The organism is Demequina soli, assembly GCF_000971195.1.
GTDB lineage: Bacteria > Actinomycetota > Actinomycetes > Actinomycetales > Demequinaceae > Demequina > Demequina soli.
In genome coordinates this window covers 156,934-168,402 of sequence record NZ_BBLZ01000003.1, presented here as the reverse complement: position 1 = coordinate 168,402, position 11,469 = coordinate 156,934, and the positions used below count along the sequence as shown (strand labels likewise).

Genomic DNA, 11,469 nt, shown 5'->3' with positions numbered 1-11,469 from the left:
GACGCACCGGCCGGCCCGCGCGAGGCGGACCGGCCGGTCGAGGGCGGTGCGAGGTGCTCAGTGCGCGAGCGCCGCCTGCTCCTCGGGGGCGACCGCCGCATCGTCCACGCGCAGGTTGCGCTGCTTGGGCACCAGCAGCACCACGAGCGCGCCCGCGATCGCGGCGATGGCGCCGACCACGAAGCACATCTGGAAGGCGCCCTGCGTCGGGATGACCACGCCGGGGGCGAGCTCGGTGGTCGTGCCGGTGAGCACGGCGACCATCACCGCACCCGCGGTGGTGGTGCCCAGCGACCGCATGAGCGTGTTGACGCCGACGGACGCGGAGGCCTCCTCGGCCGGCACGTTCGACAGGATGAGCGTGGGCATCGCGGCGTAGCCGATGCCGACGCCGCCCGAGATCACGCACGAGGCGATGAGCAGCTGCCACGGCGCGTCCATGAGGAACGCGGCGAGCACGTAGCCGCACGCGAGGACGAACGCGCCGAGCGACAGGGTGAGGCGGCCGCCGATGCGGTCGAGCAGCTTCGCCGAGACGGGAGTGAAGAGCATCATCATGATGCCGCCGGGCGCCATCCACAGGCCGGCCTGCAGGATGGTCTGGCCCAGGCCGTAGCCGGTGGCCTCGGGCATCTCGAGCAGCTGGGGCACCACGATGGACTGGGCCATCATGCCGAAGCCGATGAACGCGGCCGCGAGGTTGGTGAACAGCACCGGGCGGTGCGCGAAGGTGCGCAGGTCGACCAGGGGGTCGTGGTGGCGCAGCTCGTAGACGCTCCACAGTGCGATGACGACGATGCCGCCGCCGATCATGCCCCAGGTCGAGCCGGAGCCCCAGCCCCAGTCGTTGCCCTTGGACACGCCGACGAGCACGCCGACGAGGCCGATCGCGAGGCCGGCCGCGCCGACGAGGTCGAGCTTGGCGGGGTGCGCGTCGTGACGGTGGGGGACCACGACCGCGGTGAGGATCACCATGACGGTCGCGAGGGCGGCGGAGACCCAGAACAGGGCGTGCCAGTCGTGGCTCTGCGCGATCCACGCGGACAGCGGCAGGCCGATCGCGCCGCCGACGCCGAGCGTCGCGGACACGCCGGCGACCGCGGTGTTGCGCAGGTGCGCGGGCGCGAGCTCGCGCACCGCGGAGATCGCCACGGGGATGTAGCCCATCGCGATGCCCTGGAGGGCGCGGCCGGCGATCATCGGCACGGCCGAGTCCGCGAGCGCGCACGCGACCGAGCCGGCCACCAGGAGGATCGCGGAGACGACGAGGACCGGCTTCTTGCCGTAGAGGTCGGCCAGGCGGCCGACGACCGGCATCGCGACGCCCGCCGCGAGCAGGGTCGCGGTGACCACCCACGAGGCGGTCGAGGCGGAGGTGTGGAGCAGCTCGGGGAGCTCGCCCTGGATGGGGACCACGAGGGTCTGCATGAGCGCGCCGGCGAGCGAGCCGAACGCGAGGACCGCGATGGTCCAGACGGCGCGGCGTGAGCTCAGCTCGGCGGGCGGGGCGGAGGAGGGCATGACGGAGCCTTTCCTGGAGGGGAGGGGGACGATGGCGGCCGCGCGAGGCGCTCGATATGTAAGTTACATAAAGCCGACGATGTGTAGAATACATGACGTGCCCGACGCTCGTGAAGACGCCACGACCCTCGGTGCCGACGTGCGCGCCCTGCTGGGGGCCGAGCGCTACGACGTGGCCCGCTCGCTCGCGGACGCCGAGCGCGTCCGACGCGTGGTCGAGCAGCGCATGACGCTCGCGTCCGCCGAGCTGCGCCTGCTGTGGCTGCTGTCCGACGGGGCGGCGCGGACGATGCGCGACGTGTCGGACGATCTCGGGCTCGAGCAGTCGACCGTGAACCGCCAGGTCGCGGCAGCGCTCAAGCACGGGCTGATCCGGCGGTACCGCCCGGATTCCGGTGGCGCGCTGGTGCTCGAGGTGACCCCCGCGGGCGCGGAGGCGCTGCGGCGCGACATCACGCTGTCGATGGACGTGATCCGAGGCGGCCTGGACCGGCTCGAGGCGGGGGAGCGGGCCGTGTTCGCCGTTCTGCTCGGGCGCTTCATGGCCGGCTACGACGAGGCGGCCGCGGCGCTGCCCGCGGCGCCCGCGACAAGCTGACCCGCGCGGGCCGCGCGCCTCGCGCGCGCACCCAACCGCCGTACAGGTCGCCGCCCCGACTCTCGCACCAGGTTCGATGCCCCCGGGAGCGCGCATCGTGCGCCGGTTGGACCCGGCTTCCACGCGCATCGTCCCGACCGGTATCCTTGCTGGGCGGATGAGCTGGCCAGGCGGCCGCGTGGCCCCCTCGGGGGTCCCGAGGAACGTCCGGGCTCCGTAGAGCAGGGTGATGGCTAACGGCCACCCGGGGTGACCCGCGGGACAGTGCCACAGAGAGCAGACCGCCTTCTCGGGCCTTCGGGCGCGAGGGGGTAAGGGTGAAAGGGTGAGGTAAGAGCTCACCGCGCGACTGGTGACAGGAGCGGCAAGGTAAACCCCACCCGGAGCAAGACCAGACAGCATGCGTTCGAGGGCTGCTCGCCCGAGCATGCGGGTAGGTTGCTTGAGCCCTGGAGCAATCCAGGGCCTAGATGGATGGCCGCCCCTCGTATCCGGTAACGGGTGCGAGAGACAGAACCCGGCGTATCGGCCAGCTCATCCGCCTCGTGCTCGAGAGGTGCCACGGCAGGCTGGGACGTGACTTCTCGGCCCCCCGCCGCGAGTGGCGGCGGCTGCTCGGTGGTGCGGCTTCTCGGCCCCCGTCGCCGAGCGCAGTTCGTTGCTGCGTCATACGCTGATCGCAGCCACGGTGGCTCGCCTCGACCCTGACGAAGCCCTCGCGCCTCTGTGTTGGAGATGTTGTTGGCGGACCGGCTCACCGTCTCTCCCCGCAGTGACGGTTCCGAGCCGCTCCGCCACCACACACCGAGGGGAATCTCGAGATGACATCGCACGCTCAACCATCCTTTCTCGCGAGGATTGCCGCCATCGTCGTCCTGTTGCTCGCGTCGACAATGACGCTCGCCGGCACCGCGGATGCGAAGTCCGGGAACAGCTTCAATGCCAAGGCATGCCAGAAGGGCGGCTATCTCTCCCTTGCCACGTCCGAGGATCGGTATACGCCCTTCGCCTCCTCGGACGCATGCACCGCATACGCGGCTCGGGGCGGCGTCATCATGGATCTCAAGCAGCCCGGAGTCGACGTCTACGTGTGGCTCTCCAGGTCGCCTAGCGACCCTGCGAGCGGGACCTGCATCCTCGACATCCGGACGGGTGGCTACGGCGATGCCAGCGTTGCGGTCGACTATCGCTACGAGTACTTCGACTCACCCAACGGCATGCTGCACTACGGCGCGACGGCCGCTGAAGGCGAGTGGTACCAGGTGGCGAGCAATACGAACCCGACCTCTTCGGGATCTAACTACACGATCTACGGTGTGAAGGTCGATGGCACGGCTGCGCCATTCACGTTGCTCACCGACGATATTTGCAGCGGCGATTCTCCGTCCGAAGCGCCGTCCGCGGCGACGAGCTGAGACCTGAAAGGCCTTCCACGCCATCAGGCACAGGAGATCGACCCGGCGGCCCGCCTCATCGACATGAGGCGGGCCGCGCCTTGGTTCGAGACGCCTCCGTCGCGTCGGCGTGGGAGCGCGCGCCCGCGATCTCGGCGGCGAGAGCCCTGAACGCGTGGATCACGAATGGCAGCGCCCATGCGCCTCGCCTGCGCGGGGGCGAAACCGTCCCGTGACACACGTAGGGCACGATGGGCCCATGCCCGTCCCGCCGAGCCTCAAGAAGGCCGCCACCTGGATCGACCCGCTGGTCGCGATGATCATCGGCGTCCTCGTCCTCGGCCTGCTGCTGCCCGCCCGAGGCGGCTTCGCCGACGGCCTCGACACCGTCACCAACATCGCGATCGTGCTGCTGTTCTTCCTGTACGGCGCGCGCATGTCGACGTCCGAGGTGTGGGCGGGTCTCAAGAACTGGCGGCTGCAGGGGTCGATGCTCGCGTCGACCTACGTGATCTTCCCGATCCTCGGCATCGCGGTCACGCTGCTGCCCGACTCGGTGGTGGCGCCCGACCTGCAGACCGGGCTGCTCTACCTCAGCCTGCTGCCGTCGACGGTGCAGTCCTCCGTGGTGTTCACGTCGATCGCACGCGGCAACGTCGCGGGCGCGATCTGCGGGGCGACCGTGTCCAACGTGCTCGGCATCGTGCTCACGCCCGTGCTCGTCGGGCTGCTCATCGTGGGCACGGGCCAGCAGGGCGGCAGCGGCGGATCGGGCGTGCTCGACACGCTGCTCATGCTGCTGGTGCCGTTCGCGGTGGGGCAGGTGGCCGAACGCTGGATCGGCCGTTGGATCCGCGCGCACAAGCACCTCACGCGCTTCACCGATCGGACCACGATCCTGCTGGTCGCCTACGGCGCGGTGTCCGAGGCGCAGGTGTCCGGAGCCTGGAGCCACATCACCGCGTTCGCCCTGGTGATCCTCCTCGCCGTGTGCGCGGTGATGCTCGCGATCATGCTCAGCCTCAACTGGTGGGCTGGCGCGCGCATCGGGCTGAACCGCGAGGACCGCATCGCGCTGCTCATGTGCGGCTCGAAGAAGTCGCTCGCGACGGGCCTGCCCATGGCGTCGGTGCTGTTCGCGCCCGCGGTCGCGGCCTCGGTCGCGCTGCCGGTGATCCTGTTCCACCAGATCCAGCTGTTCACGTGCGCGATCCTCGCGCGGCGGCTCGCGGCTGCCGAGCCTGAGGGCGTGCAGCTGCCCGCCTGACCCGTGTCGCGCCTGCGTTCCCCCGGTCCCGGGTCGCAGGCCGTAGAATGCAGGCGGAACAGCGATCGCGCTACAGCGTGACGCGCCCCGCCCACCTCGGCATCGGCATCGCCCGACGCGCCGCCGGCCCATCTGAACGGCCCGCGGTCAGCGCGAGGACACCGAGGGTCGGAGCCCGCGAACCGCGGGCATCCCCGGGCGGCGCATCGTGCCGCATCCGCGGCAGCGGAGGAGTAGGAGACGAAGTGGCAGGAGCAGGGCAGCGACGGTCGGGCCGCACGAGGAGCGGCGGCGGCACCACGACGCGGCGCCGCGCCGCGCGCCCCGCGGAGCAGGGCCTCATCCCGCTCCTCGCCGGGCTCGCGGGCGAGGTGGACCGCGCGGTCAAGCAGCCCCCGACCCGCGGCGTCGCGCGCACCAAGTTCCAGGTGGTTGCGCTCATCGTCCGCGAGGAGCGCGCCCGCGTGAAGGCCGACGAGTCGCTGAGCCAGGCCAAGCGCGACGAGGAGCTGCGCCGCCTCGACGGCGTCGCGACGATGCTCGCCAAGATCGCCGCCCGCGACACCTCGCTGCTCGCCCTGCTCGCCGACGACGCCCGCGTCACCGATGCCGCGCGCTCCTACAAGACGACGGTCCTGCGCGCCGCGGGGCGCGAGGTCGAGGAGGAGCCCGAGCCCGAGCCCGCCCCGGTCGAGCCGACGCCCGGAGCGGAGAAGCGCGTGGTGCCGCAGTCCGCCGTCGCGTTCCAGCTCGCCAATCCGTTCCTCGCCCCGGACTTCTCGGCCGCGCAGGCGCGCGCCGCCGCGCAGCCCCGCCGCCTCGCCGGCTGGGAGCTGCTCGACCCGCTGTTCCGGTCCTTCGAGCACGATGCGCCGGGCGCCCGGGCGTGCATGGAGCTGCCGGAGCCGGACTCGATCTCCGCCACCACGGCGCGCGTGCCGCTCGGCCGGGCGCTCATGCCTCACCAGTCGCAGGTCGTCGCCGCCGCGGCCCGCGGTCACCGCACGTTCCTGCTCGCCGACGAGCCCGGCCTGGGCAAGACCGCGCAGGCGCTGCTGGCCGCGCAGGCCGCCGACGCGTACCCGCTGCTCGTGATCGTGCCCAACGTCGTCAAGACCAACTGGGCGCACGAGGTCGAGCTGTGGACCCCGCATCGTCGCGCGACCGTGGTGCACGGCGACGGCGACGAGGTCGACGCGTTCGCGGACGTCGTCATCGTCAACTACGACATCCTCGACCGGCACGTCGGCTGGTTCGGCGACCTCGGCTTCAAGGGGATGGTCCTCGACGAGGCGCACTTCATCAAGAACCAGCGCTCGCAGCGCTCGCAGCACGTGCTCGCGCTCTCCGAGCGGATCCGCAAGCGCACCGCGCGGCCGCTGCTCATGGCGCTGACCGGCACGCCGCTCATCAACGACATCGAGGACTTCCGCGCGATCTGGGAGTTCCTCGGCTGGATCGACGACGAGAAGCCGCTCGGCGCGCTCATGGCGGCGCTCGAGGACACCGGGCTGATCCCGACGGACCGCGGGTGGTATCCGGCCGCGCGCGCCGCGGTGGTGGACCAGGGCATCGTGCGCCGGCGCAAGGCCGACGTCGCCGCCGACATCCCCGCCCGCCGCGTCGCCGACCTGCCCGTCGAGCTCGACGGCCCGCTCGGCCGCTCCATCCGCGCCGCCGAGGCCGTCCTCGCCGAGCGCATGGTCGCGAGCTACCTGCGCGCGATCGAGCGCCGCGCCGACCACTCGCCGGAGGACGGCGTGGACCTCGCGCTCGCCCGGCAGATCGCCGCGGCGGAGCTCAAGGACGCGTCCTCGAAGAAGAAGGGCGACAACGTCTTCACGATGGTTCGGCGCATCGGCCAGGCGAAGGCCGGGCTGGCGGCGGACTACGCGGTGCAGCTGGCCCGCAACGTGGGCAAGGTGGTGTTCTTCGCCAAGCACATCGACGTGATGGACGAGGCGGAGCGCATCTTCGCCGAGCGCGGCATCCGGTACGCCTCGATCCGCGGCGACCAGACCGCGAAGGCCCGCAAGGAGAACGTGACCGCGTTCACCGAGGACCCCGACGTGCAGATCGTGGTGTGCTCCCTCATGGCCGCCGGCGTGGGCCTCAACCTCCAGGTTGCGTCGAACATGGTGCTCGCGGAGCTGTCGTGGACCGACGCGGAGCAGACCCAGGCGATCGACCGCATCCACCGCATCGGCCAGTCCGAGCCGGTGACGGCGTGGAGGATCATCGCCGCGCAGACGATCGACGCGCGGATCGCCCAGCTCATCGACAGCAAGTCCGGCCTCGCGGCCCGCGCGCTCGACGGCGCGACCGCGGGCGACGAGGACTCCTCGACCGACGTGCAGCTGGACGCCCTCGTCGGGCTTCTGGTGGACGCGCTCGAGGCGGAGGGCGCTCACTAGGGCCTGTCCGACCAGGGACGATGCGCCGGTCGGGACCGCACGCCGCTACGCTCGGCGCGTGGATCCGATCGCGCCCCCGACCCCCGTCCTGCTCGAGATCGTGGTCGACGACGTCGCCGGCGCCGTCACCGCCGAGGCGGCGGGCGCCGACCGCGTCGAGCTGTGCGCCGACCTGTGCGTGGGCGGCACCACGCCCAGCCTCGGCATGATCCGCCGGGTGGTGGCCGCGACGGAGCGCGTGACGGTGCAGATCATGGTGCGCCCGCGCGGCGGCGACTTCGTCTACGACGCCGCCGAGCTCGCGGTGATGCTCGAGGACGTCGCGGTCATCCGCGAGGTCGCGGCGGCCGCGCCCGGCCGCGTCGGCATCGTCACCGGCGCCCTCCGCACGGACGGCACGGTCGACGCGGACGCGATGGGCGCGCTCGTCGGCGCGGCGGGTGACGTGCCGGTGACGTGCCACAAGGCCATCGACGCGACGCCCGACATCGACGCGGCGTACGCGACCCTCGCGGGGCTCGGCGTGGAGCGCGTGCTCACCTCCGGCGGCGCGCGGACCGCGCTGCAGGGGGCCGATGCGCTGGCCCGGCTGGTCGCGGCGGGCGGTCCCGCGGTGCTCGCCGGGGGAGGCGTGAGGCCGGGCAACGTCGCCGAGGTGATCGCGGCGTCGGGGGTGACCGAGGTCCACCTGCGTGCGCAGGTCGAGTCCGAGCGCGGGGACGGGACGCTCAGCACCGACGCCGAGACGATCCGCGCGGTGCGCGCGCGGATCGCCTCGGATGCGGTCGCGTCCGCCTAGAGGCGGTAGCCGCCGGACGCCTCGATGCGCTGCGCGGTGACCCACGCGGAGCCGGGCGCGACCAGCGACGCGATCACGCCCGCGACGTCCGTCGCGACCGCCGACCGGCCCAGCGCGGTCCCGTCCGCGAACACCTGGCGAACCTTCTCGTCGCCCATCCACCCCGAGAAGTGCGTCTCGACGGGGCCCGGCGCGACGGTGTTGACGCGGATCCCGCGCGACCCGAGCTGCTGAGCCCAGTAGCCGGTCAGCACGCCCACCGCGCCCTTCATCGCCGCGTAGGCGTCGCGGCCGACGTGGACGAAGCGGGTGAGGCCGGTGCCGAGGTTGACGATGCTCCCGCCGTCGGCGAGCAGCGGCGCGCCCTCGGCGGGGGCGGCGATCGCCTGCGTGAGCAGGTACGCGCCGCGCACGTGGGTCGCGTAGAGGGCGTCGAGGACGTCGGCGGTGGTCGCCCCGAGGCGCGTGTCCGCGCCCGCCCCTGCGTTGTTGACGAGCACGTCGAGCGTGTCGCGGCCCCACGTGTCGCGGATCGCCGCCCGGAGCTCGGGTACGAACCGCGCGACGTCCTCCGTCGACGCGACGTCCAGGCGCAGCGCGATGGCCGTGCGGCCGAGCGCGGCGATCGCCTCGACCGCCTCGGCGGCCTCCTCGGCGTGCCCGCGGTAGGTGAGCACGACGTCGTGGCCGCGGCGGGCCAGCTCCTCGGCGGTCGCGCGGCCGATGCCGCGGTTGGCGCCGGTGACGAGGGCGAGCGGGGCGGGGGAAGGGGTGGTCATGAGGTCTCCTCGGGTCGATTGCGCCTCCAGCGTGCGGCGGCCGCGCGCGACGGAGAAGAGGGCGCTCACCCTGGGGGCGACGCCCCTACCCTCCGCGGCGCGAGCACGCGGATACTGGGGCGATGGACCTTCCCGAGCTCGGCGCCTTCCTGCGCTCGCGCCGCGACCGGATCACGCCCGCCGACGTCGGCATCGTGCCCGGCCCGCGCCGCCGGGTGCCCGGGCTGCGGCGCGACGAGGTCGCGATGCTCGCCGGCGCCTCCGTCGAGTACTACACGGAGCTCGAGCAGGGCTCGAAGGTCCAGCCCTCGCCGCAGATGCTCGGCGCGCTCGCCCGCGCGCTGCGGCTCACCTCCGACGAGCGCGACCACGTGTACCGGCTCGCGGGCCGCCCCGTGCCTGCCCGCACGGGCGACACGCACGTCGAGCCCGCGATGCTGGCGCTGCTGGACCGCCTCGAGGACACCCCGGCGCTGATCGTCTCGGACCTCGCGGAGACGCTCGCCGCCAACGACCTCGCCCGCGCGCTGCTGGGCGAGCGGCAGGGGATCGCGTGGCCGCGGTCGAGCCAGGTGTACCGCTGGTTCGTCGAGCCCGAGCACCGCGCGACGCATCCCGAGCGGGATCACGCCCGCCTGTCCGAGTCGCTGGTCGCCGACCTGAGGCTCGCGGCGGGCCGCCGGCCCGCGGGGGACCGCAGGCTGGCGGAGCTCGTGGCGCTGTGCTCCGAGGCCTCGGAGGAGTTCACGCGGCTGTGGGAGGACCGGGCGGTGAGGCTGCGGCGCGTGGACCACAAGACGTTCGTCCACCCGACCGTCGGGACGATGGCGCTGAGCTGCCACAACCTCTACACCGACGACGGCTCCCAGCACCTGCTGTGGTTCACCGCGCGCGAGGACGCCGACAGCGTCGAGCGGCTCGCGCTGCTGCGCGTGGTCGGGCAGCAGGCGCTCACCTCGTAGGCGGTCCGGCTCGGCGGCCCGTCGCCTTGCGAAGAACCTGGTCCTTGCCGGATGCTCTGACCAGGGCGGTGGGAGGAGACGGTGGCGGTGAGGGGACGATGCGCGTCGTGCCGGGCAGGGGCCGTCGCGTGAGCGTGCCCGCGCCGGAGCGTCCCGTCGGCCGGCGTCGACCGTTCGAGCCGGCCGTGTTCTGGATCGCGCTCGCCGCCTACGTCGCCTGGACCGTCGGGGTGATGACCGGCTGGGCCGACACCCACGTCGACACCTGGCTCCCCGCATCGTCCCTCGCGCCGCGCTCCTTCTGGGGTCAGGTAGCCGAGACGTTCTCCCTGCTCACCAACCCGTTCTTCGTCATGGTGGTGACCGCCGCGCTGGCGCTGCGCTCCCAGCGGCAGCGCCAGCGGCGCCTCGCGATCGCGCTCGCCATCGCGGCGATCGGCGTCCCGCTGTGGCAGCTCAACCGGGTCCTGGTCGACCGTCCACGGCCCGAATCCGCGTTCGCGGACTCGATCTCCGCGGTCGGCCCGTCGTATCCCTCGGGGCACGTGCTCGCCGTCACCATCTTCGTGTGGGTCGCCGTCACGGTCGCGAACGCCCAGCGCGCCTCGACCGCGGAACGCGTGCGCACGCGTGCGTGGGGCGGCGTCCTCATCGCCCTGACGGTGGTGGACCAGTGGGCGATGTCCCTCGCCCACCTGTCGGACATGGTGGGCGGCTGGCTGTTCGGCGCCGTCGTGGCGACCGGCGCGCTGTGGATCAGCGGCGCCGAGGCGGACGTGCCCTGGCGCGCGCATGCCGGCGCCGCGGCGGCCGGGCGTCGCGCCGCCGTCGTCTACAACCCGACCAAGGTGCTCGAGCTCGACCTGTTCCGCCGCCGCGTCACGTACGCGATGGCGGAGGCGGGATGGGAGGCGCCGCTGTGGTTCGAGACCGAGCGCGACGATCCCGGGCGTCAGATGACCCGCGACGCGCTCGCCAAGGACGTCGACATGGTGCTCGTCGCCGGCGGCGACGGCACGGTACGCGCCGTGTGCGCCGAGCTCGCCGGTAGCGGGGTGCCCGCCGCGATCATCCCCGCGGGCACGGGCAACCTGCTCGGCCGCAACCTCGGCGTGCCGCTCGACGAGGGCGAGGCCCTCGCGCTCGCGCTCGACGGCGTCGCGATGCCGATCGACATGATCCGCTGGAACGCGGGCGGCTCCACGCAGCGGTTCGCCGTCATGGCCGGCGTCGGGCTCGACGCCCAGATCATGCGTGACACCGATCCGCGCCTCAAGAAGGTCGTGAAGGGCGGCGCCTACGTCGTCGCCGGCGTCCGTCAGGTGGGGGCCGAGCCGTTCCGTGCCCGGATCCGCGTCGACGGCCGCACCGTCCACGACGGCAGCGCCGTCATGGTGCTGGTCGGCAACGTCGGGCGCCTGCAGGGCGGGATCAGTCTGCTCCCGGACGCGGAGCCGGCGGACGGCAGGCTCCACGTGCTGGTCGCGCGGGGCGGGGGAGTGCGCGGCATGGTGCGGCTGCTCGGGGCACTCGGCGCGTTCGGCAAGGACGGCTCGGGATCGCCGATGAAGCGCGTCCAGGGGCGCCGCGTCGAGGTGGAGCTCGACCGCGAGGTTCCGTATCAGGTGGACGGCGACACGGAGGGGTCGACGGTCGGGTTCACCGCGGAGATCATGCCGGCCGCCCTGACCGTCATGGTGCCGCGCCCCTCCTAGGGCTCGACCACCCGGGACGT

9 protein-coding genes and 1 other RNA gene are annotated in these 11,469 nt (G+C 72.9%); 8 read left to right on the top strand and 2 right to left on the bottom strand.

Features of this window, described 5'->3' with window-relative positions:
- Nucleotides 1-57: 57 nt before the first annotated feature.
- A complete protein-coding gene (locus tag AOM04_RS07320) occupies nucleotides 58-1,521 on the bottom strand; it encodes an MFS transporter (RefSeq protein ID WP_062464125.1) in 1,464 nt (487 codons plus the stop codon).
- 97 nt (nucleotides 1,522-1,618) lie between these two features.
- On the opposite strand from AOM04_RS07320, the gene AOM04_RS14975 reads away from it, so the two are divergent.
- The 6 genes from AOM04_RS14975 (at nucleotide 1,619) to AOM04_RS07290 (ending at nucleotide 7,993) form a co-directional block, all read left to right on the top strand.
- Nucleotides 1,619-2,119 carry a MarR family winged helix-turn-helix transcriptional regulator gene (locus tag AOM04_RS14975; protein ID WP_062464124.1) on the top strand — a complete coding sequence of 167 codons (501 nt, stop codon included), beginning with the start codon at nucleotides 1,619-1,621 and terminating at the stop codon, nucleotides 2,117-2,119.
- 158 nt (nucleotides 2,120-2,277) lie between these two features.
- Nucleotides 2,278-2,660, top strand: an RNA gene (rnpB, locus tag AOM04_RS07310) — RNase P RNA component class A.
- Between the two features lie 280 nt (nucleotides 2,661-2,940).
- Nucleotides 2,941-3,534: a hypothetical protein gene (locus AOM04_RS07305; RefSeq protein WP_062464123.1), complete on the top strand. Its 594-nt coding sequence runs from the start codon at nucleotides 2,941-2,943 to the stop codon at nucleotides 3,532-3,534.
- A gap of 238 nt (nucleotides 3,535-3,772) precedes the next feature.
- Nucleotides 3,773-4,780: a bile acid:sodium symporter family protein gene (locus AOM04_RS07300; protein ID WP_062464122.1), complete on the top strand. Its 1,008-nt coding sequence runs from the start codon at nucleotides 3,773-3,775 to the stop codon at nucleotides 4,778-4,780.
- A gap of 245 nt (nucleotides 4,781-5,025) precedes the next feature.
- Nucleotides 5,026-7,194, top strand: coding sequence for a DEAD/DEAH box helicase (locus tag AOM04_RS07295; protein ID WP_062464121.1), 2,169 nt, complete (start codon nucleotides 5,026-5,028; stop codon nucleotides 7,192-7,194).
- A gap of 58 nt (nucleotides 7,195-7,252) precedes the next feature.
- Entirely contained in the window at nucleotides 7,253-7,993 is a 741-nt protein-coding gene (locus tag AOM04_RS07290) for a copper homeostasis protein CutC (protein WP_062464120.1), read from the top strand.
- Here the strand turns inward: AOM04_RS07290 and AOM04_RS07285 are convergent.
- Complete coding sequence (locus AOM04_RS07285; RefSeq protein WP_062464119.1) at nucleotides 7,990-8,772, bottom strand: SDR family NAD(P)-dependent oxidoreductase; 783 nt, start codon at nucleotides 8,770-8,772, stop codon at nucleotides 7,990-7,992. The two genes, AOM04_RS07290 and AOM04_RS07285, sit on opposite strands and share 4 nt — an antisense overlap.
- A 122-nt stretch (nucleotides 8,773-8,894) precedes the next feature.
- Here AOM04_RS07285 and AOM04_RS07280 point away from each other — a divergent pair, with 122 nt between their 5' ends.
- Both AOM04_RS07280 and AOM04_RS07275 read left to right on the top strand, forming a co-directional pair.
- Nucleotides 8,895-9,734 carry a helix-turn-helix domain-containing protein gene (locus AOM04_RS07280; protein WP_062464118.1) on the top strand — a complete coding sequence of 280 codons (840 nt, stop codon included), beginning with the start codon at nucleotides 8,895-8,897 and terminating at the stop codon, nucleotides 9,732-9,734.
- 128 nt (nucleotides 9,735-9,862) lie between these two features.
- On the top strand, nucleotides 9,863-11,449 hold the full coding sequence (locus AOM04_RS07275; RefSeq protein ID WP_062464117.1) for a bifunctional phosphatase PAP2/diacylglycerol kinase family protein: 1,587 nt from the start codon (nucleotides 9,863-9,865) through the stop codon (nucleotides 11,447-11,449).
- Nucleotides 11,450-11,469 lie beyond the last annotated feature (20 nt).

What these genes read in the sequence shown, in the direction of transcription:
- AOM04_RS07320 (WP_062464125.1), bottom strand. Translation starts at nt 1,521, where the DNA reads ATGCCCTCCTCCGCCCCGCCCGCCGAGCTGAGCTCACGCCGCGCCGTC.
- AOM04_RS07285 (WP_062464119.1), bottom strand. Translation starts at nt 8,772, where the DNA reads ATGACCACCCCTTCCCCCGCCCCGCTCGCCCTCGTCACCGGCGCCAAC.
- AOM04_RS07280 (WP_062464118.1), top strand. Translation starts at nt 8,895, where the DNA reads ATGGACCTTCCCGAGCTCGGCGCCTTCCTGCGCTCGCGCCGCGACCGG.
- AOM04_RS07300 (WP_062464122.1), top strand. Translation starts at nt 3,773, where the DNA reads ATGCCCGTCCCGCCGAGCCTCAAGAAGGCCGCCACCTGGATCGACCCG.
- AOM04_RS07305 (WP_062464123.1), top strand. Translation starts at nt 2,941, where the DNA reads ATGACATCGCACGCTCAACCATCCTTTCTCGCGAGGATTGCCGCCATC.